The 18,828-nt window shown below is 75.1% G+C and carries 21 protein-coding genes; 9 read left to right on the top strand and 12 right to left on the bottom strand.

Annotated features, from left to right (window positions below; all coding sequences use genetic code 11):
* The first annotated feature begins 53 nt into the window (after positions 1-53).
* On the top strand, positions 54-587 hold the full coding sequence (locus tag ACFYWL_RS12505; RefSeq protein WP_386971135.1) for a DUF4190 domain-containing protein: 534 nt from the start codon (positions 54-56) through the stop codon (positions 585-587).
* Between the two features lie 117 nt (positions 588-704).
* Here the strand turns inward: ACFYWL_RS12505 and ACFYWL_RS12500 are convergent, their stop codons facing one another.
* Positions 705-1,661 (bottom strand): HpcH/HpaI aldolase/citrate lyase family protein, encoded by a 957-nt coding sequence (locus ACFYWL_RS12500; protein WP_386971132.1) that lies wholly within the window; start codon positions 1,659-1,661, stop codon positions 705-707.
* A 125-nt stretch (positions 1,662-1,786) separates the two neighbouring features.
* Here ACFYWL_RS12500 and ACFYWL_RS12495 point away from each other — a divergent pair, with 125 nt between their 5' ends.
* Positions 1,787-2,611, top strand: a complete 825-nt coding sequence (locus ACFYWL_RS12495; RefSeq protein ID WP_386971130.1) for an SDR family NAD(P)-dependent oxidoreductase — start codon at positions 1,787-1,789, stop codon at positions 2,609-2,611.
* 193 nt (positions 2,612-2,804) lie between these two features.
* Here ACFYWL_RS12495 and ACFYWL_RS12490 read toward each other — a convergent pair whose 3' ends face one another.
* Positions 2,805-3,872: a DMT family transporter gene (locus ACFYWL_RS12490; RefSeq protein WP_386971127.1), complete on the bottom strand. Its 1,068-nt coding sequence runs from the start codon at positions 3,870-3,872 to the stop codon at positions 2,805-2,807.
* Between the two features lie 120 nt (positions 3,873-3,992).
* Here ACFYWL_RS12490 and ACFYWL_RS12485 point away from each other — a divergent pair, with 120 nt between their 5' ends.
* Positions 3,993-4,691: an HAD family hydrolase gene (locus tag ACFYWL_RS12485; RefSeq protein WP_386971124.1), complete on the top strand. Its 699-nt coding sequence runs from the start codon at positions 3,993-3,995 to the stop codon at positions 4,689-4,691.
* Positions 4,692-4,711: 20 nt separating this feature from the next.
* On the opposite strand, the gene ACFYWL_RS12480 is transcribed toward ACFYWL_RS12485, so the two are convergent.
* Positions 4,712-5,245 (bottom strand): hypothetical protein, encoded by a 534-nt coding sequence (locus ACFYWL_RS12480; protein ID WP_386971121.1) that lies wholly within the window; start codon positions 5,243-5,245, stop codon positions 4,712-4,714.
* Between the two features lie 96 nt (positions 5,246-5,341).
* Positions 5,342-6,211, bottom strand: a complete 870-nt coding sequence (locus ACFYWL_RS12475) for a PhzF family phenazine biosynthesis protein (RefSeq protein ID WP_386971119.1) — start codon at positions 6,209-6,211, stop codon at positions 5,342-5,344.
* 33 nt (positions 6,212-6,244) lie between these two features.
* Here ACFYWL_RS12475 and ACFYWL_RS12470 point away from each other — a divergent pair, with 33 nt between their 5' ends.
* The 3 genes from ACFYWL_RS12470 (at position 6,245) to ACFYWL_RS12460 (ending at position 9,455) form a co-directional block, all read left to right on the top strand.
* Positions 6,245-7,531, top strand: coding sequence for a magnesium transporter MgtE N-terminal domain-containing protein (locus ACFYWL_RS12470; protein WP_386971116.1), 1,287 nt, complete (start codon positions 6,245-6,247; stop codon positions 7,529-7,531).
* Positions 7,524-8,159, top strand: coding sequence for a DUF1003 domain-containing protein (locus tag ACFYWL_RS12465; RefSeq protein ID WP_386971113.1), 636 nt, complete (start codon positions 7,524-7,526; stop codon positions 8,157-8,159). Before ACFYWL_RS12470 ends, ACFYWL_RS12465 begins: the two co-directional genes overlap by 8 nt.
* Before the next feature lie 147 nt (positions 8,160-8,306).
* On the top strand, positions 8,307-9,455 hold the full coding sequence (locus ACFYWL_RS12460) for an Mrp/NBP35 family ATP-binding protein (RefSeq protein ID WP_386971110.1): 1,149 nt from the start codon (positions 8,307-8,309) through the stop codon (positions 9,453-9,455).
* A gap of 233 nt (positions 9,456-9,688) precedes the next feature.
* Here ACFYWL_RS12460 and ACFYWL_RS12455 read toward each other — a convergent pair whose 3' ends face one another.
* Positions 9,689-10,117, bottom strand: a complete 429-nt coding sequence (locus ACFYWL_RS12455) for a preprotein translocase subunit TatB (RefSeq protein ID WP_386971108.1) — start codon at positions 10,115-10,117, stop codon at positions 9,689-9,691.
* A 73-nt stretch (positions 10,118-10,190) separates the two neighbouring features.
* Entirely contained in the window at positions 10,191-11,525 is a 1,335-nt protein-coding gene (locus ACFYWL_RS12450; RefSeq protein ID WP_386971105.1) for a S1C family serine protease, read from the bottom strand.
* A gap of 255 nt (positions 11,526-11,780) precedes the next feature.
* Here ACFYWL_RS12450 and ACFYWL_RS12445 point away from each other — a divergent pair, with 255 nt between their 5' ends.
* Positions 11,781-12,431 carry an O-methyltransferase gene (locus ACFYWL_RS12445; RefSeq protein WP_386971331.1) on the top strand — a complete coding sequence of 217 codons (651 nt, stop codon included), beginning with the start codon at positions 11,781-11,783 and terminating at the stop codon, positions 12,429-12,431.
* A gap of 61 nt (positions 12,432-12,492) precedes the next feature.
* Here the strand turns inward: ACFYWL_RS12445 and ACFYWL_RS12440 are convergent, their stop codons facing one another.
* Positions 12,493-13,968 (bottom strand): leucyl aminopeptidase family protein, encoded by a 1,476-nt coding sequence (locus ACFYWL_RS12440; protein WP_386971102.1) that lies wholly within the window; start codon positions 13,966-13,968, stop codon positions 12,493-12,495.
* 141 nt (positions 13,969-14,109) lie between these two features.
* Positions 14,110-14,277, bottom strand: coding sequence for a DUF3117 domain-containing protein (locus tag ACFYWL_RS12435; RefSeq protein WP_007455245.1), 168 nt, complete (start codon positions 14,275-14,277; stop codon positions 14,110-14,112).
* 190 nt (positions 14,278-14,467) lie between these two features.
* Between ACFYWL_RS12435 and ACFYWL_RS12430 the strand changes: the two genes are divergently transcribed.
* Together ACFYWL_RS12430 and ACFYWL_RS12425 are read left to right on the top strand one after the other, a co-directional pair.
* A complete protein-coding gene (locus ACFYWL_RS12430; RefSeq protein ID WP_386971100.1) occupies positions 14,468-15,286 on the top strand; it encodes a PaaX family transcriptional regulator C-terminal domain-containing protein in 819 nt (272 codons plus the stop codon).
* Complete coding sequence (locus ACFYWL_RS12425) at positions 15,283-16,074, top strand: enoyl-CoA hydratase/isomerase family protein (RefSeq protein WP_386971098.1); 792 nt, start codon at positions 15,283-15,285, stop codon at positions 16,072-16,074. The genes ACFYWL_RS12430 and ACFYWL_RS12425 overlap by 4 nt, the downstream gene beginning before the upstream one ends.
* 56 nt (positions 16,075-16,130) lie before the next feature.
* On the opposite strand, the gene ACFYWL_RS12420 is transcribed toward ACFYWL_RS12425, so the two are convergent.
* The 4 genes from ACFYWL_RS12420 to ACFYWL_RS12405 all read right to left on the bottom strand — a co-directional run bounded on the left by ACFYWL_RS12420 (position 16,131) and on the right by ACFYWL_RS12405 (position 18,791).
* The gene (locus ACFYWL_RS12420) at positions 16,131-16,880 is read right to left on the bottom strand and encodes a hypothetical protein (protein WP_386971095.1); all 750 of its coding nucleotides are present in this window, start codon (positions 16,878-16,880) and stop codon (positions 16,131-16,133) included.
* 13 nt (positions 16,881-16,893) lie between these two features.
* The gene (locus ACFYWL_RS12415; RefSeq protein WP_386971092.1) at positions 16,894-17,475 is read right to left on the bottom strand and encodes a DNA-3-methyladenine glycosylase I; all 582 of its coding nucleotides are present in this window, start codon (positions 17,473-17,475) and stop codon (positions 16,894-16,896) included.
* A 150-nt stretch (positions 17,476-17,625) separates the two neighbouring features.
* Complete coding sequence (locus tag ACFYWL_RS12410; RefSeq protein ID WP_377582720.1) at positions 17,626-18,123, bottom strand: SRPBCC family protein; 498 nt, start codon at positions 18,121-18,123, stop codon at positions 17,626-17,628.
* Entirely contained in the window at positions 18,120-18,791 is a 672-nt protein-coding gene (locus tag ACFYWL_RS12405) for a DivIVA domain-containing protein (RefSeq protein ID WP_386971089.1), read from the bottom strand. Before ACFYWL_RS12405 ends, ACFYWL_RS12410 begins: the two co-directional genes overlap by 4 nt.
* Between the last annotated feature and the right edge of the window lie 37 nt (positions 18,792-18,828).

Raw genomic sequence — 18,828 nt, 5'->3', positions numbered from 1 at the left:
GGTCGTCCTGGCTACCCTGACCGCGCACCCTCGACGAGACGCGGAGAGAGCCCATGACATACCCCCCACCGGCCGACAGCCCGAGCGACCCCTGGTCCCAGCCGTCCGCGCCGCCGGTCGACCCGACCCTGCCGGTGAGCGGGCAGCCGACCGGCGGCGACCCGTACGCGCCGGCCGACCCGTACGCGGGGATGAAGATGGGGCAGGCCCCGCCGGTCGCCGACCCCTACGCCGTGCCCGGCTACGCCCCGGTCGGTCACCCGACGCCGGGCTATCCGGGGTACGGGTACGCGCCGCCGCCGAGGACCAACGGGATGGCGATCGCGGCGCTGGTGCTCGCCCTCGTCGGCATCGGCTCCTGCATCACCGCGCCGATCGGCGCGATCCTCGGGCACGTGGCCCGCAAGCAGATCCGCGAGACGGGCGAGGGCGGGGAGGGGATGGCGAAGGCGGCCATCATCGTCGGCTGGATCCTCACCGGCCTGCTGGTGCTGGCGATCCTCTTCTACGTGGCGCTGATCGTCCTCGCCATCACCACGAGCGATTCCGGCAGCGGCAGCGGCAGCGGAACCGGCTACGGCTACTGACCGGCTACGGCTACTGACCGGCCCGGTGCCGCCCCGGCCGGGGCGGCACCGCAGCCCGTCGGCGCTCAGCTCACGGGGCGACGGCTCACGGGGCGGCGGCTCGGCTCACGCGGCGGCTTACTCGGCGGGCGGAGTGAAGCGCGACGTGCGGGCCATGCCGGCCGCCCGGCCCTTGGCGGCGATCACCAGGGCCATCTTGCGGGACGCCTCGTCGATCATCTCGTCGCCGAGCATCACCGCGCCGCGCCGGCCGCCGGCCTCCGAGGTGTAGTGCTCGTACGCGTCGAGGATCAGCTCGGCGTGGTCGTAGTCGGCCTGGGCCGGCGAGTAGACCTCGTTGGCGGCCTCGATCTGGCCGGGGTGCAGCACCCACTTGCCGTCGAAGCCCAGCGCGGCCGAACGCTTCGCCACCTCGCGGAACGCGTCGGTGTCCCGGATCTGCAGGAACGGGCCGTCGATGGCCTGGAGGTCGTGCATCCGGGCGGCCATCAGAATGCGCATCAGGATGTAGTGGTAGGGGTCGCCCGGGTAGTCCGGCATGAGCCCGCCGACCACCAGCGACCTCATGTTGATCGAGGCCATGAAGTCGGCCGGGCCGAAGATGATCGTCTCGACGCGGGGCGAGGCGGCGGCGATGGCGTCGACGTTGACCAGCCCGGCCGCGTTCTCGATCTGCGCCTCGATGCCGATCCGGCCGACCGGCAGGCCGAGGGTCTTCTCCAGTTGGGTGAGCGTCAGGTCCAGCCACTGCACCTGGGCGGCGTCCTGCACCTTGGGCAGCATGACGCAGTCCAGGTGCGCGCCGGCCCCCTCCACGACGTCGATCACGTCCCGGTACGTCCACGGGGTGGTCAGGTCGTTGACCCGGACCACCCGGGTCTTGCCGGCCCAGTCGCCCTCGTTGAGGGCGGCCACGATGTTCTTGCGCGCGTCCGGCTTGGCCAGCGGGGCGACGGCGTCCTCCAGGTCGAGGAAGACCTGGTCGGCGGGGAGGCCCTGGGCCTTGGCCAGCATCTTGACGCTGGATCCCGGCACGGCGAGGCAGGACCGGCGGGGACGACCGGCGGCGGTCATGGGGTGCTCCTTCCGGCGCGGCTGGCACGCCGACGCCACCGGTACGGCAACCGGATTACCTGACGATCGCAAAGGGGCTTGTGACGCCACGGTAACGTCGTGCCGTGACTGGGGTGAATGGGCCTGTGGAAGATCTCACGGGGCGGCGCATCGTGGTGGTGACGGGCGCCAGCTCCGGCATCGGCCTCGCCGCCGCGGTGGACCTGGCCCGCCGGGGCGACCGGGTGGTGCTGGTCGGGCGGGACCCGGCCCGGCTCCAGGCCGCGGGCGAGCGGGTGCGGGAGGCCAGCGGCGAGCGGCCCGAGCTGTTCCGGGCCGACTTCGCGGTCCTCGACGACGTGCGGGGGCTCGCCGAGCGGCTGCGTACCGCGTACGACCGGATCGACGTGCTGGCCAACAACGCCGGCGCGATCGTGCTGCGCCCGGTGACCACCGTCGACGGGTTCGAGCTGTCCATGCAGGCCAACCACCTGGCGCCGTTCCTGCTCAGCACCCTGCTGCGGGACCGGGTGGGCCGGCTGGTGGTGACCGCCTCCGGCGCGCACCGCAGCGGCGTCCTCGACCCCGACGACCTCAACGCCACCCTGCGCGGCTACCGGTCGGTGCGCGCGTACGGCACCAGCAAGCAGGCGAACATCCTGTTCACCGCCGAGGCGGCCCGGCGCTGGCCGGACATCCCGGCGTACTGCTTCCACCCGGGCGTGGTGCGGACCCGGTTCGGCGCGGACAGCCGGCTGCTCGCCCTCGGCATGCGGGTCATGCCGTTCCGCAGCCCGGAGAAGGGCGCGGAGACCCTGGTCTGGCTGGCCAACCAGGATCCGGCCCGGCTGATCGACGGCGGCTACTACGCCGACCGTCGGCCCCGCCGGCCGCTGCGCAAGGCCACCGACCCGCAGCTCGCCGCCCGGCTCTGGGTGGCCAGCGCGAGGGCGGTCGGCGTCGAGCCGTGACCCCCCGGCTACTGGGCTACCGGGCGAGCCGATCACCGAGGCGGGCCGGCACCCTGATGGGTGGCTGTTCTTGCGGGAGATGTGGGCCGAAGATCGTGCTCGATCAGCGAAAGAGTGGCCTTCGGCAGCGAGTGACACCACTCTTTCCCTGATCGAGCGCGATCTTGTCCTCCCGCGTGCCGGGCGGGAGGCGTCATGCCGGGCGGTCGGGTGGAGAGCCGGGCAGCGGGGTGGCGTCGGCCGGCAGCGGGGTGGCGTCGGCCGGCAGCGGGGCCGGGACGGCGCGACGGCCGGCGCGGGCCCCGCCGAGCACCACCACGGCGACGCCGGCCAGGATCAGCGCGAGCCCCGGCAGCGCGCCGGCCCGGGGCAACTGGCCGAGCCAGGCCCACGCGAGCAGGGCAGCCCCGGGCACCTCCAGCAGGATCAGCATGCTGACCGTGGTCGCGGAGACCCGCCGCAGCGCGTAGTTGAACATCGAGTGGCCGAGCAGCTGGGCCCCGGCCACCAGGCCGAGGATCGCCAGCCAGGTGCCGGTGTCGTAGCCGCCCAGCGGCACCCCGCCGACCAGGCAGACGACCAGCAGGATCAGCGCGCACACCCCGTAACAAATGGTGGTGTAGGTGGTCGTGCTGACGGTGACCCGCGCCCGCTCCCCGAGGGCGGTGTAGACCGCCGCGAACAGGCCGCCGGTCGCCGCGAGCAGGTCGCCGGCGAACGCCCGGCCGGAGACGGCGAAGTCGGCCCCGGAGGCGAGCACGGCACCGCCGACCGCCGCCGCGATGCCGGCCCAGACGGCCGGCGGTAGCCGGCGGCCCTGGCCCCGGGCGATCAGCCCCTGCCACACCGGCTGGGTGGCGACCAGGGCGACGGCGGCGGCGACCGAGGTGAGCTGGACGCTCGGCATCCAGGTGGCGAAGTGGGCGGCCAGCGCCACCCCCGACAGCACGCAGTACCAGCCCTCGCGCCGGCCGGCGCCCGCCGGCGCGCGCCCGTCGCCGCCCGGGCCCACAGGCCCGTCGCCGCCCCCGTCGCGGTCCGGGCCCGACCGCGTCAGCGCCCGGAACTCTGCCCGCCGCCGGGCCAGCGCGAACGGGCCCAGCGCACCGACCGCGAGCAGGTTGCGCCAGAAGGCGATCGCCAGGGCGGGCGCGGCGGCGAAGGCGACCAGCGGCGCGGACGACGAGACCGCGAGGACGGCCAGGGCCAGGACCCCGCCGGTCAGCGGGCCCACCGGGCGGTGGTGGTGAGGGACGGGCACGGGAAGCAATCTTCACACGCACGTCCGTCGACCACCCGTCACCACAGAACGTCAGCGTTCGATTACGATCATCGCATTCCGCCGGCGACCCTCCCCCTCGACGCCCGGAGGCACCTCCCCATGCCCGTTTTCCGTGCGGTGCTGTTCGACTTCTTCGGCACGCTCACCCGTTCCGTGCAACGCGGCGCGGCCCACCGGTCCACCGCCGAGCTGCTCGGTTGCCCGGTCGACGCGCTCGTCGACGTGCTCGACCGCAGCTACTACCAGCGGGCCAGCGGGCGGTTCGGCGACGCCGTGGCCACCCTGCGCTGGGTGTGCGCGCAGGCGGGCGTACACCCGCCGGAGAGCGCGCTGCGCGCGGCCGTGGCCTCCCGGCGGCGGGCGGTCCGCGCGGACACCCGGCTGCGCGACGAGGCGGTGCCCGTGCTGACGGCGCTGCGCGCGGCGGGCGTACGCACCGGCCTGGTCAGCGACTGCACCCACGAGCTGCCGGAGTTCCTGCCCCAGCTGGCCGTGGCCCCGCTGCTCGACGTGCGGGTCTTCTCGGTGCAGCTCGGGCGCTGCAAGCCCGATCCGGCGCTCTACCTGTCGGCGTGCGGCCCGCTCGGGCTGTCCCCGGGCGACTGCCTGTACGTCGGCGACGGCGGCAGCCAGGAGCTCACCGGGGCGCGGCGGGCCGGCATGACGGCGGTGCGGCTGGCCGCACCGGACCTCGCCGAGCACATGGTCTTCAACGCCGAACCGGCCTGGGACGGGCCGGAGCTGGGCTCGCTGAGCGACGTCCTCGGTTGGGTGGACCCGGTCGCCGTGCCGGCCTGACCCGAGCTGCACAGGGTCGGTCAGCGGCGGCGGACTCGGTGCAGCCGGAACGGTCGGCGGGTGGCCCGGACCACCGGGGCCGCCCGGGGCGGCTCGGCGAGCGAGGCGTCCGGCAGCCGGTCGCCGGCGGCGGGTTCGCCGGCCGGGGTGAGCCGGACCAGGGCGCAGCCGTCGGTGGCCCACCGCTGCGCCAGATCGGCGGCGGAACCGGGAGCGTTGAGCCGTTTGGCGGCGACCGTCGGGGCCAGGGCCGCCCACTCCTCGGTGCCCGGGGCCAGCCGGGTCACCCGGGCCGGCCAGGTGACGATCCGGCCGCCGTGGTCGCCGCGCAGCGTCACCTGCGCCTCGGCCGCCTCGGCCAGCCCGGGCGCGGCCTGTTCGCCGGGGCCGCTCACGACCAGGAGCGACCCTGGCGACGGTACGCACCACAGCGCCCGCGCCGGCCCGCCCGCGACACCCACCCAGGCGACGGCAGCCTTCTTCACCGCCTCGTCGACCAGGGGCGTGCCGGCCCGCCCGTTCACCTCGTCAGTCACCCTGGCATCCTCCCGCATGCCTGCCGGCCCGCGCGAGCGTACGGCGACGCCCGTGGCCGGTGAGAGGGGTTCCCTCCTCTACCGCAGGCGTTAAAAGGGGCCCTTCCTTGCGCCTCAGCCGACGAAGGGCGGCACGACGATCTCGCCGCGCGCCACCGCCATCACGTCGCCGCGCACGGTCGCGCCGACCGCCGCACCGCCGACGGCGGTGACCGTGCAGGCCAGCACGGACGGCCGGCGCAGCTCGGCGCCCTGCCGGACGGTGTAGGAGGTGCTTCCCTCGCCGGGGAGCAGCCCGCTGGCGACCAGCCACACGCCGAGCCCGAGGGCGGCCGAGCCCGTCGCCGGGTCCTCCGGCACCCCGCGCCCCGGGACGAAGACCCGGGCGTGCGCGGTTTGCGAGTCGGCCTCCCAGGAGAAGACGCTCACATGTTCGAGGCCGTACCGCTCCGCCGCCGCCGGGTCGACGCGCGCGCGGGCCACCGCGTCCGGCCGCACCGGCAGGTACGGGAACTCCAGCCCGCACCCGGCGACCCGGGGCGGCGGGCCGGCGTGGTCGGCGGCGGTGAGGCCGACCATCTCCAGCAGCGGCTCCAGGTCCAGCTCGGGGCCGAGCGTCGGCACGCCGCCGGTCAGCGTCGCGCCGTGCGCGGTGACCTCGATCGGCAGCACCCCGGCACCGCACTCCTGGGTGACCTGCCCCACGCCGAACAGGCCCCGGCGGCTCGCGGTCACCGCCGCGCCGACGCTGGGGTGCCCGGCGAACGGCAGCTCGTCGGTTGGCGTGAAGATCCGCGCCCGGTAGGTGGCCCCGACCTGGGTGGGCGGCAGCACGAACACCGTCTCGGACAGGTTGAACTCCAACGCCAGCGACTGCATCTGTTCGGTGGCCAACCCCTCGGCGCCGAACACGACGGCAAGCGGGTTGCCGGCGAACGGGCGGTCGGTGAAGACGTCCACGATCTCGTAGGCCAAGGTCGACATGTTGATAAACAGTAGGCGCTTAGGCTGGTGCCCGTGAGCACGCCGAACCGGGTCTACATCGCCCGACTCGCCGGAGTCGCCGTCTTCGACCCGAACGGCGACCAGGTGGGCCGGGTGCGCGACGCGGTGGCCCGGCTCCGGCCCACCCAACGCCCGCCCGAGGTGGTGGGCCTGGTCGCCGAGATGCCGATGCGCCGACGGATCTTCCTGTCCATCAACCGGATCACCACCATCGACGCCGACGCGGTGGTGCTCGGCAGCGGCACGCTCAACCTGCGCCGGTTCGAAAAGCGCCCCAACGAGCTGCTGGTGCTCCAGGAGCTGCTGGACCGGCGCGTGCAGCTCGACCCGGGCGGCCAGCCCGGGTCGGTGGTCGACGTGGCCATGGAGTGCAGCCGGGGCGGCGAGTGGTCGCTGACCCGCGTCGCCGTCCGCGAGCACACCGGTCGGCTCACCCGCCGCGGCCACCTGCACCAGGTCGAGTGGGACCGGGTGCGCGGCCTCAGCGGCATCGGCGAGAACCGGGGTACGGCGAACCTGCTCGCCGTCCTGGAGGACATGCGCCCGGCCGACCTGGCCAACGCCTTACAGGACCTGCCGGACACCCGGCGCAACGAGGTGGCCGCGGCGCTGGACGACGAGCGGCTGGCCGACGTGCTCAGCGAGCTGCCCGAGCACGACCAGGTGGAGATCCTCGCCGCGCTGGACCGGGAACGGGCCGCCGACGTGCTGGAGGAGATGGACCCGGACGACGCCGCCGACCTGCTCAACGAGCTGCCCCCGACCGAGCAGGACGTGCTGCTGGACCTGATGGAGCCCGGCGAGGCCGACCCGGTCCGCCAGCTGCTGAAATACTCGTCGGGCACGGCGGGCAGCGTGATGACCTCGGAGCCGGTGATCCTGCCGCCGGACGCCACGGTCGCCGAGGCGCTGGCCCGGATCCGGGAGGAGCAGCTCTCCCCGGCGGTGGCCGCGCAGGTCTTCGTGACCCGCGCGCCGCTGACCACCCCGACCGGCCGCTACCTGGGCATGGTGCATTTCCAGCGGCTGCTGCGGGAGCCACCGTCCGACCTGCTCGGCGGGGTGGTGGTCAACGACATCGACCCGCTGCGCCCGGCCGCCCCGCTGCCGGAGATCACCCGCCGGATGGCCACGTACGACCTGGTCGCCATGCCGGTGGTGGACCGCAACAACCGGCTCGTCGGCGCGGTGACCGTCGACGACGTGCTGGACCACTCGCTGCCGCGCGACTGGCGGGACCGGGACGCCCCGACCGCCCCCGCGCCGGTCCACGAGGTGCTGGACGACGCCGATGAGTGAGCAGCGGCGGGCGGAGCGGCTGGACCAGCCGCGCGAGCCCCGGGGCGTGAAGCTGCCCCGGATCGACCAGGAAACGTTCGGCCGCTGGGCGGAGGGGATCGCCCGGGGCATGGGCACGGCGAACTTCATCGTCTACATGACGGTGGTGATCGCGGCCTGGTTCGGCTGGAACACCCTGGCCCCGGAGGGCCTGCGCTTCGACCCGTACACCTTCACGTTCCTGACCCTGGTGCTCTCCCTCCAGGCGTCCTACGCGGCGCCGCTGATCCTGCTCGCGCAGAACCGGCAGACCGACCGGGACCGGGTGGCGCTGGAGGAGGACCGGCGGCGCGCGACGATGCAGAAGGCGGACACCGAGTACCTGGCCCGGGAGGTCGCGGCGCTGCGGATCGCGCTGGGCGAGGTGGCGACCCGGGACTTCCTCCGTTCGGAGCTGGCCCGGCTGGCGGAGGAGCTGGACGAGGCCGCGCAGCGCCGGCAGAAGCTGGAGCGCCGGCAGCACGAACGCCCGTCGTCGGAGCGCCCGCCGCCGCGCGGGGTTGGGGCGCACCTCGACGAGCCCCTCGACGAGCTGGACGGCGACTTCGCCCGGGGCGCCCGGCCGGAGGGGTCGACCGGCGGGCGCTGACCGCCTGCCGGGCGTGGCGGCCAGGGCGGGTGCGCGCGCCGACCAGGGCGGGTGCGCGCGCCGACCAGGCCGGGCGGGCCATCGACTCGCTCACACCGGGGCCCGCCGACGGCCGGCACCTATCGCCCCCGACGTAGCATTGCGGGCATGTCAGCACCCGTCAGCACCGTCGAGGACGCCGTCCAGGCCGCCCTGGCCACCGTCGACGACCCGGAGATCCGCCGGCCCATCACCGACCTCGGCATGGTCCGCTCCGCCCGGGTCGGCGACGACGGCGTGGTCCGGGTCGAGCTGCTGCTCACCGTGGCCGGCTGCCCGCTGAAGGACAAGCTGCGCGCCGACATCACCGCCGCCGTCGCCGCGGTGCCCGGCGTGACCGGGGTGGAGATCGAGTTCGGGGTGATGAGCCCCGAGCAGCGCCAGGGCCTCCAGGCGAAGCTGCGCGGCGGCTCCGCCACCGAGGAGCCGGTGATCCCGTTCGCCCAGCCCGGCTCCCGCACCCGCGTCTACGCGGTCGCCAGCGGCAAGGGCGGCGTCGGCAAGTCCAGCGTCACGGTGAACCTGGCCGCCGCGCTGGCCGCCCGGGGCCTGAGCGTCGGCGTCGTCGACGCGGACATCTACGGCCACTCGGTGCCCCGGATGCTCGGCGCGGACGGCCGCCCGACCCGGGTGGAGGATCTGATCATGCCGCCGCAGGCGCACGGCGTGAAGGTGATCTCGATCGGCATGTTCACCTCGGGCAACTCGGCCGTGGTGTGGCGCGGCCCGATGCTGCACCGGGCGTTGCAGCAGTTCCTCGCCGACGTCTACTGGGGCGACCTGGACGTGCTCCTGCTCGACCTGCCCCCGGGCACCGGCGACGTGGCCATCTCGCTGGCCCAGCTGCTGCCGAACGCCGAGATCCTGGTGGTCACCACGCCGCAGGCCGCCGCCGCCGAGGTGGCCGAGCGGGCCGGCGCGATCGCGCTCCAGACCCACCAGCGGGTGGTCGGCGTGATCGAGAACATGTCGTGGCTGGAGCTGCCGGACGGCTCCCGGATGGAGGTCTTCGGCTCCGGCGGCGGCGCGACCGTCGCCGAGTCGCTGACCCGGACGATCGGGGCACAGGTGCCGCTGCTCGGGCAGATCCCGCTGGACACCCGGGTCCGGGAGGCCGGCGACGTCGGCAACCCGATCGTGCTCGCCGAGCCGGAGTCGCCGGCAGCGAAGGCCCTCGGTCAGGTCGCCGACCGGCTCGCGGTGCGGCGGGAGTCGCTGCTCGGCAAGCCCCTCGGCCTCAAGCCCGCCGGCCGCTGACCAAGCCGGCCCGCCTCACCCCCGCCCTCACCGCGGCGCCCTCACCGCGGCACCCTTGCCGTCGCCGCCGGCGCCCTTGCCGTCGGTGATCAAGAGAAAAACGTCAAAGTTGATCTCAACGGTGACGCAAACCTCTTGATCACCGAGCTGGGCCGGGGGGCCGGGGGGCCGGGGCCGGCGTGGGGGTGGGGGTGGGGTGGCGGCGGTGGGTGGCGGCGGTGGGGTGGGTGGCGTCAGGTGGCGTCGTCGTAGCTGGCCGTGCGGGGGGCCGGGGCCGCGCCGCCGGAGGTGGCCGCGACCGCGCCACTGGTGCTGCTCGACTTCAGGTCGACCGCCTTGGCCACGTCCTTCAGGTCGTCGTGCACGCCGGTGACGTCCGAGCGGAGGCTGTCGTAGACGCCCTGGAGCGGCTTCCGGATCGCCTGCTCGTCCTCCTCGCTGAGCAGGTGCTTGCGGATGAACGCCTTCGGGTGCAGGTCCTCCAGCTGGATGTCGGTGCCCAGCTCGCGGCTCAGGTCGCCGGTCGCGTTGCGGGCCATGGCGCGCAGGTTGCGGACCATGCGCAGCCCGTCGCTGATCACGTTGGGCAGCCGGTCACCGAAGATCAGCAGCGCCAGGAGCAACAGCGCGGCGATCTCCCACCAGTTGAGGTTCTCGAACACTGCTGGGCCTCCTCGTCGGCATCAGCCCAAGCGTACGCAGGTGACGGCTCCTCGGGGAGGGGCCGGTCGGCTCTCACTTGGCGTCCGCGGCAAGCGTCACCGAGGCGTTCTGCCGGCTCGACCCGCGCCGGTACTCCACCGTCACCACGGACCCCGGCGCGAACTTGCGTACCAGGGCGATCAGGTCGGTCGGGTCGGTCATCGGGCGGCCGGCGAGCCGCAGGATCACGTCCCCCGCCCGGAGCCCGGCCCCGGCCGCCGGGCCCGACGGCTCCACCGATGCCAGGCGTACGCCGCCGGCGCCGCCGCTGGCCGCGCCGGTGCCGCCGACCTGGGCGCCGATCACCGTACGGCGGGCCTTGCCGGTGCCGATGATGTCCTGGGTGACCCGCTTCGCCTGGTTGATCGGGATGGCGAAGGCGAGCCCGATGTTGCCGGCCTCCTGCCCGTCGGCCACCAGCGACTTGATCGTCGAGTTCACCCCGATCACCCGGCCGGCCGAGTCGACCAGCGGGCCGCCGGAGTTGCCGTGGTTGACCGCGGCGTCGGTCTGGATGGCCGCGTAGTAGCGGGTCGGCCCGCCCGGGTCGCCCGCCTGCATCGTCCGGTCCAGGGCGCTCACGATGCCGGCGGTCACGGTGTTGGCCAGCGACAGCGGCGAGCCGATGGCCAGCACCGGGTCGCCGACGGCGAGGGCGTCGGAGTCACCGAACTCCACCGGCCGCAGGCCCGTGGCGGAGGACACCTTGATCACCGCGATGTCGGACTCCGGGTCCTGGCCGACGACGCTGGCGGCGGCGGTGCTGCCGTCGTTGAACACCACGGACGCCTTGCCGGTGCCCCCGGCGACCACGTGATCGTTGGTGATCACGTAGCCGTCGGCGCTGACGATGAAGCCGGAGCCCTCGCTCGTGCCGCCCATGCCGGCCACCCGGACGGTGACCACGCTGGGCAGGACGCGCTGGGCGACCCCGGCCAGCGACTCCGGTTTGCGCTGGGCCAACGCCGGGGCCTCGGCGGAACCGGCGCCGAGCACCGGGCCGCCGGCCGCGCCGCCGCGCACCGCGAAGGCGTACCCCAGGGCGCCGCCCAGGGTCCCGGCGAGCAGCGCGGTGATCAGCGGGATCAGCAGCAGTTGGCGCAGCGTCGGTCGGCCCGGCGCGTCCGGGTCGACGACCGGCTCCGGCTCCGCGGCGGCGTCGACGGGGCCGGGCACCACGACCGCCGCCGGGGCGTACGGGTCGCGCCACGGGTCGGCGAGCGCGTCGGACCACCAGGGTGAGGCCGGGGATCCCCGGTGGACGCCGTCGGTCGCCGTCGGCGGCCCGGCCGGCGGCGCACCGGCCCCCGGCGGTGCCGCCGGAGTCGGAGCTCCCCCGGGCTGGCGCCAGTCCCAGCCGTCGGTCACGTCGGTGCCTCCCAGTCGTCCCCGGCCCCCTCGCCCCGGGCCGGCAGGGCTGGCCGGTCCGACGACGGGGATACCGCATCCAGGATTACACGAATGCCGCGAGTGCAGTCAGTGGTTGCGGTGCGTGACCGCCCGGTGGGAACCGCCCGATCGGGGAGGTTCCGCCGTGATCGTCGGGCACCGGACTCGCGGCTGCGTCCGTTCGCCCCCGCCTCTAGGCTCATACCGCCAACCCGCCCCCGACGGAGGTGTCCCATCGCCACGGCCGCCAGTTCCGGCAGCTCGACGACCCCGGCGTCGCAGTTCGCCGAGTCGTACGTCACCGAGGACCTCGTGCTGCGGACCGCCCGCAGTCTCGCCCGCGAGGTGGGCCTCGACGCGGTGACCCCGGGCACGGGGGCGGCGCTGCGGCTGCTCGCCGCCGCCGGAAGCGCGCGGGCGGTGGTGGAGATCGGCACCGGCACCGGCGTGAGCGGGGTGTGGCTGCTGCGGGGCATGCGCGCCGACGGCGTCCTCACCACCATCGACGTCGAGGTGGAGCACCAGCGGATCGCCCGCCGGATCTTCGCCGAGGCGGGCTTTCCCTCGGGGCGCACCCGCATCATCACCGGCCGGGCGCTGGACGTGCTGCCCCGGCTCGCCGACGGCGCGTACGACCTGGTCTTCGTCGACACCGAGGCCACCAACTTCAGTTCCTGCGTGGCCGCGGCGCTGCGGCTGCTGCGCCGCGGCGGGGTGCTCGCCCTGCACGGCACGCTGGCCGACGGCCGGATCGGCGACCCGGCGGCCCGGGACGTGGAGACGGTGACCACCCGGGAGACGATCAAGGCGCTCCGGGAGTCCGAGGACTGGACGCCGGCCCTGCTCCCGGTCGGTCAGGGCCTGCTCGCCGCCGTGAAGTGCTGAGCTGTTAACAGGGGACCCCTGCTCAACCGCAGGCGTTAACAGGGGGCCCCTCCTTCCACCCTCACCCGAGGGTGGCCAGCCAGCGCAGCAGGCCGCGCACCCCCCAGCCGGTGGCGCCCCGGGTCAGCTCGGCGGCGTCGCCGTCGGCCCACGAGGGCGCGGACATGTCGACGTGCAGCCAGCGCTGCCGCAGGTCGCCGGTGAACTCGCGCAGGTAGAGCGCGGCCAGCACCGAGCCGCCGCCCTGGTTCGGGGCGCTGTAGAGGTCGGCCACGTCGCTGCCCAGGTATTCGACGTAGTCGGCCGGCAGCGGCATCCGCCAGGCCGACTCCCCGGCCGCGTCGATCGCGGCCAGCACGTCGGCGGCCAGCTCGTCGTTGTCGGAGTAGAGCGCGCCGGTGCGCTTACCGAGCGCCACCATGTTCGCCCCGGTCAGGGTCGCCAGGTCGATCAGCAGGTCGGGCTTGAGCTCGGCGACGGCGTACGCCAGCGCGTCGGCGAGCACCAGCCGCCCCTCGGCGTCGGAGTTGGTGGTCTCGCTGGTGACGCCGCCGTAGTGGGTGATCACGTCGCCGGGGCGGAACGCCGACCCGCTGACCGCGTTCTCCGCCAGCGGCGCCAGGGTGGTGATCCGGACCGGCAGCCGCAGGGCAGCCGCGCCCAGCGTGGCGGCCACGACGGCGGCGGCGCCGGCCATGTCCTTGCGCATCAGCTTCATGGCGGGCACCGGCTTGATGGAGATGCCGCCGGTGTCGAAGGTGATCCCCTTGCCGACCAGGACGACGTGGGTGCGCGCGTCGGCGGGGTGCCAGTCCAGCTCGACCAGGCGCGGGCCGCTGGCGGAGCCGCCGCCGACGGCGAGGATGCCGCCGAAGCCCTCGGCGGCCAGCTCGTCGGGCTGCCGGACCCGCAGGCGCAGGTCGGGTCGGCCGGCCACGGCGGCCTCGACCTGCTCGGCGAACCACTGCGGGTTCTTCACCGAGGACGGGGTGTTGGTCAGGTCCCGGGCCAGGCGGGTCATCCGGGCGGTGATCTCGGCCCGCTCGACCGCGTCCGCGTAGGGGGCCGGGTCGCCGACGGCGACGTCGACGCCGGCCAGCGCCGGGGCCTCGCCGGCCTCGGTGAGCCGGAAGCGGTACGACGCCAGCAGCAGCCCCTCGACGAGGCCGCGCACCGCGCCGGAAGTGGCATCGACCGGCATCATGATCGTGAGATGTGTCTCACCGGACGCCGCCCGGGCCAGCGCGGCCCCCGCCGCCCGCCATCCGGGCTCGTCGCCCTCGCCGACCCCGACCAGCAGCAGCCGCGTCGGGACGCGCCCCGGCCGCAGGTGGACGTGCACCTCGCCGGCCCGCCCGGCGGCCCGGGCCGCCGGGACCAGGGCGGTGGCCTCGGCCAGCAGGTCGTCGGCCAGCGCCGGCAGCCCGGGCAGGACCGTGGCCTGCGCCGCACCCTCCTCGGCCGTCCCGTCGGGTCGGATGGGCAGGGCCAGGGCCTCGGACCGCTCGGGTCCACCCACCAGGCGGATGGCAAGCACGCTGGAACGACCTCCAGATGGGTCGGGAGAAGGGCCCGGACGCGCTCGGGCCAGGGTGAAGCCCTGAGCCACCGGCGGGGCCGGTGGCTCAGGGAGGTGTGAACCGCCCGCGCGGCGACCGCCGCCCGGACCGTGCCTCGGTCAGCCGGCGGCTGCCTTCAGTGCGTCACCGAGCGCGTTGGCCTCGTCGGGAGTCATCTCGACGACGAGCCGGCCACCACCCTCCAGCGGAACCCGCATGACGATGCCCCGGCCCTCCTTGGTGACTTCCAGCGGACCGTCGCCCGTCCGCGGCTTCATCGCCGCCATGTTGTCTCCCCTCAGACCTGCAACAGGGTCGGTGGGTTGCCCCACAGCCTCTTCGCCATCACCCACCGCGACGTGCACGGCGGTGTCGACCAACGATTTTCCCTGATGAACACCGCCGGACCCAAACCGAAGAGGCATTGATGTAACAGGACCTAGCTTATCTTGAGATGGCCTGTCACAATGTGCGGTCATGCAGGCACGGTCGGCACTCTTCGACCTGTACGGCGACCACCTCCGACCCCGGGGTGGCCGCGCGCCGGTCGCCGCCCTGGTCAAGTTGCTCGCTCCGCTCGGGATCGCCCCACCGGCGGTGCGCACGGCGGTCAGCCGGATGGTCCGCCAGGGCTGGCTCGACCCGCTCCGGCTGGCCTCGGGGCCGGGCTATTCGATCACACCGAAAGCCGCGCGGCGACTCGACGAGGCGGCTGCCCGGATCTACCGGACCGGCCGGATCAGCTGGGACGGACGCTTCGACATGCTCATCCTGGACAGCCCCGCCTCCCGCCGGGAGCGGCAGCGGCTCGCCGCCAACCTGAGCTTCCTCGGCTACGGCGCCCTCGACGAGCAGACCTGGGTGGCCACCCGGCCGGCGGAGGACGTCGACGTCCTGCTCGAGGAGGCCGGCGTGCGGTACGAGCGGTTCACCGCCGCGCACACCGCCGGCACCCCGGGCGCGATGGGCGTGGTCCGCCGGGCCTGGGACCTCGCCGAGATCGGGCACGCCTACGAGCAGTTCGTCGCCGAGCAGCGCCCGCTGCTGGCCGCGGTCACGGCACGCAGCGGCGACGAGGAGGCGTACGCGGCCCGGTTCCGGCTCGTGCACGCATGGCGTACCTTCCTGTTCCGGGACCCGCAGCTCCCCCCGGCGCTGCTGCCCGAGCGCTGGCCCGGCACCGCCGCGGCCAGTTTCTTCGACCGGCACGCCACCCGGCTGCGGCCGGCCGCCGACCGGTACGTCGAGCAGTGCCTCGACGCCACCAACCGCGAGAGAAGGGTCGTCAAGACGTGACCGAGCCGCTGCTCGTCGACCGCACCGACTCCGTCGTCACCCTGACCCTCAACCGCCCGACCGCGATGAACGCGCTCGACGTGGCGCTCAAGGAGGCGCTCCGGGACGCCCTGGCCGAGCTGGAGTCCGACCGGTCCTGCCGGGCCGTGGTGCTGGCGGGAGCGGGCGGCTCGTTCAGCGCCGGCCAGGACCTGCGCGAGCACGTGCAGATCCTGGAGTCGCCGGGCGCGAACCCGGTGGACACCGTCCGGGCCCACTACAACCCGATCGCCGCCCGGCTGGCCAACCTGCCGAAGCCCGTGGTGGCCGCCGTGCGGGGGATGGCCGCCGGGGCCGGCGCGTCGCTGGCCTTCCTGGCCGACTTCCGCATCGGTGGGCCGAAGACCCGCTTCCTGATGGCCTTCGCCGGGGTGGGCCTCGCCGCCGACACCGGCGCCTCGTGGACGCTGCCCCGGCTGGTCGGCCACGCCAAGGCCGTCGAGCTGCTGATGCTCGCCGAGCCGGTCGCCGCCGAGGAGGCCAGCCGGCTGGGCCTGCTGACCCGCCTGGTCGACGACGACGAGCAGGTGCTGCCGACCGCGCAGGAGCTGGCCGCCCGGCTCGCCGCCGGCCCGACCGTCGCGTACGGGGCGATCAAGCGGCAGCTCTCCATCGCCGACGCCGGCACCCTCGCCGACGCCCTGGCCGCCGAGGCGCAGGCCCAGTCGATCTGCGGGGGCACCGCCGACCACCGGGCCGCCACCATGGCCTTCGTCAACAAGGAGAAGCCCGTCTTCGAGGGCCGCTGAGGACCCGCCGCCGGTTGGCGGGCCGCTGGACCCGCGGGCGGGCGGGTCGGCCCGGGTCAGTCGTCCTCCTCCGGGTCCTGGTTGGCCTCGGCCCCCAGCACGAACGCCTGCATCGCCAGCTCGTCGCCGGACGGCGAGACGAAGGCGGGCAGCTCGCGGGGGCCCAGGTCGCGCACGTAGGACCAGAACAGTCGGACGGCCTCCGCCGGCGTTTCCGCCTCGATCGGGAGGTCCAGGCTGACCAGCCAGGACCGGCGGGCCGGCGGCGGCCCGAGCCGCGCGACCAGCGCCCGGTAGGCGTCGGCGGGCAGCGCGCTGACCGGCCCGTTGAGCGTCAGCCCGTCGGCCGGCACCGGCTCGTCGAAGACCCGCCGGGTGTATGCGACCACGAACGCGCCGGAGGCCGGGTCGGACTGCGGATCGTCCGGGTCCTCGCGGCGCTCGGCGGTGGCCCGGGCGACCCGGCCCAGGGCCACCAGGCGCAGCGGGCCCTCGGTCAGCACCGCCACGGGGTCGCCCGGGCGGGGACCGGCGGTGGCGGTGACCCCGGCCCCGGCCCCGGCGGCAGTGACAGTGGCAGCGGCAGCGGCAGCGGCCGGATCGCCGGCCGCGGCGTCGCCAGCCAGCCCGGTCAGCCCCGTCAGCTCCAGCGTGTCGTGGTGGACGAGCCGCTCGGCGTCGTAGCGGCCCGGGGGGAGGAGCACGGCCCAGGCGGCGGCGACCCGCCCCCCGTCGAGCCGGGCGGGGACCGTGCCGTCGGGGCGCTCGGAGAGCGTGCTGTCGGGGCGGTCGTCGGTGTCGGTCATGGGGTCGATCCCATCACGCCGACGACGGACCGGTGACGTGGCAGCCGGCCAGGTGGTCGTCGACCATGCCGGTGGCCTGCATGAGCGCGTACGCAGTCGTGGGGCCGACGAACCGGAACCCACGCTTCTTCAGCGCCTTGGCCAGGGCGGTCGACTCCGGGGTCAGCGCCGGCACCTCGGCGAACGAGGCCAGCCGGGCGGCCCGGGGCGGGGGCGCGAAGGACCAGAGCAGCGCGGAGAGCCCCTCGGGCAGCTCCAGGGCGGCCCGGGCGTTGGCGATCGCCGCCTCGACCTTGGCCCGGTTGCGCACGATGCCGGCGTCGGCCAGCAGCCGGGCCACGTCGGCCTCGCCGTAGGCCGCCACCGCCTCGATGCGGAAGTCGTCGAAGGCCAGCCGGAACGCGGGGCGCTTGCGCAGGATGGTCAGCCAGGACAGGCCCGACTGGAACGCCTCCAGGGTCATCCGCTCGTAGAGCGCGTCGTCGCCGCGCAGGGGTCGACCCCACTCACGGTCGTGGTAGGGGGCGTAGTCCGGGGTGCTCGCTCCCCACGCGCAGCGGGGCAGCCCGTCCGCGCCGATCACCAGGTCAGTCACGGCTCACACGCTAGCCGGAGCCGCCGGCCGGGCGCGGGCGTGCCGGCGTGGTGGCGGTATCCGACCCGTCGGGACCCCGCCATGTCGGCGATCTGGCGGGAACGCCCCGACCCGCACCCGCCCGCACCCCGCACGGCGCGGCAGCGGCCGTCAGGGCAGGCGGCCCTGCTCGACCAGCCGGCCGAACTTCTTCAACGCCTGGGTGAGGCTGACCTTGGAGCCGGGCCAGAGCACCGGCCACGCCACCCGCCCGGCCGTGCCGCCCGGCACGTGGAACCACTCGTGCCAGACGACCTGGGTGCGCCCGCCCTCGATCTGGGTGCAGCGCAGCACCCCGGGGCCGCGCAGCAGGCGGCCGCAGTGCACCACGCCGATCTCGTACGGTGCGTCGACCCGGACCACCCGCATCTCGTCGCGCAGGACCGCCGGCCCGAGCGAGGTGACCGCCTCCACGAGGCTGCCCTCGCCGCCGTCGCCCTCGACGACCCGGACGGTGGTGAACGGGATCCAGTCGGACTGCCGTTCCCAGGCCAGCAGCCCGGCGAACACCCGCTCGGCCGGGGCGTTGACGATCACCGTGGCGGTGACCTCGCCCGCGCCGGGCTGGGCCGCCTCGCGGAGGCCCTCGGCGTCCGCCGAGCCGGTCACGCCGGCTCCGACCGGACGGGGCGGTCGGTCGGCTCGCGGTCGCCCGCCTCGGCGGCCACGGACGTGCCGACGGCGTCCCGGTCGGCCGCCGGAGCGGACGCGGCACCGGCGGGGGCGTCAGCGCCAGCGGCGGAGGCGTCAGCGGCCGGCGTGCCAGCGGCAGGGGCGTCAGCGCCGGCGGCGGAGGCGTCAGCGGCCCGGTCGGCGGCGGGGCCGGGGACGTCGGCGGTGACGGTGATGTCGGCCCCGGTCGCGGCGACGGTGGCTCCGGTGGCGGCGTCGGCCCCCGACGCCTGCTCGGCGGCGGCAACGGCCGCCTGCTCGCGGGTGTGCCGCAGCGCGTCGGCGTCGGCGACCCGTCCCTCGCGCAACGCGGTGACCTCCGCCTCCAGCACGCCGATCAGCTCGGACTTGTACCCGATGTCGTAGGCCGCCCGGCGCATGGCCTGGTCGACCTGGGACATCCGGTACCCGCGCGGCGCCGTGTCGAAACGGACGTCGCCCACGTCGGACTCGCGCAGCGGCCGGCTGACCGGCAGCGGAACGGCCCGCCCGTCCGGCTCGACCGGCGCGAGGCCGGGATCGCGGCCGGTGACCAGCACCGTCACCCCGAAGACCACTGCCGCGACGGTGAGCGCGACGACCAGCAGGAGCAGCACCTGACCCATGCCAGAGATCGTGGCACGCGAACGGGCCCGGAGCGAC

This window comes from Micromonospora sp. NPDC002575 (assembly GCF_042889525.1).
Lineage (GTDB): Bacteria > Actinomycetota > Actinomycetes > Mycobacteriales > Micromonosporaceae > Micromonospora > Micromonospora carbonacea.
The sequence above is the reverse complement of the archived record's forward strand: the minus strand, read 5'-3'. Positions and strand labels throughout refer to the sequence as shown.

Coding starts and splice junctions, on each gene's coding strand:
- ACFYWL_RS12480 (WP_386971121.1), bottom strand. CDS start 5,245: ATGCGGGAGGATGCCAGGGTGACTGACGAGGTGAACGGGCGGGCCGGC.
- ACFYWL_RS12500 (WP_386971132.1), bottom strand. CDS start 1,661: ATGACCGCCGCCGGTCGTCCCCGCCGGTCCTGCCTCGCCGTGCCGGGA.
- ACFYWL_RS12505 (WP_386971135.1), top strand. CDS start 54: ATGACATACCCCCCACCGGCCGACAGCCCGAGCGACCCCTGGTCCCAG.
- ACFYWL_RS12485 (WP_386971124.1), top strand. CDS start 3,993: ATGCCCGTTTTCCGTGCGGTGCTGTTCGACTTCTTCGGCACGCTCACC.
- ACFYWL_RS12420 (WP_386971095.1), bottom strand. CDS start 16,880: ATGACCGACACCGACGACCGCCCCGACAGCACGCTCTCCGAGCGCCCC.
- ACFYWL_RS12435 (WP_007455245.1), bottom strand. CDS start 14,277: ATGGCGGCGATGAAGCCGCGGACGGGCGACGGTCCGCTGGAAGTCACC.
- ACFYWL_RS12475 (WP_386971119.1), bottom strand. CDS start 6,211: ATGTCGACCTTGGCCTACGAGATCGTGGACGTCTTCACCGACCGCCCG.
- ACFYWL_RS12465 (WP_386971113.1), top strand. CDS start 7,524: ATGAGTGAGCAGCGGCGGGCGGAGCGGCTGGACCAGCCGCGCGAGCCC.
- ACFYWL_RS12460 (WP_386971110.1), top strand. CDS start 8,307: ATGTCAGCACCCGTCAGCACCGTCGAGGACGCCGTCCAGGCCGCCCTG.
- ACFYWL_RS12405 (WP_386971089.1), bottom strand. CDS start 18,791: ATGGGTCAGGTGCTGCTCCTGCTGGTCGTCGCGCTCACCGTCGCGGCA.
- ACFYWL_RS12430 (WP_386971100.1), top strand. CDS start 14,468: ATGCAGGCACGGTCGGCACTCTTCGACCTGTACGGCGACCACCTCCGA.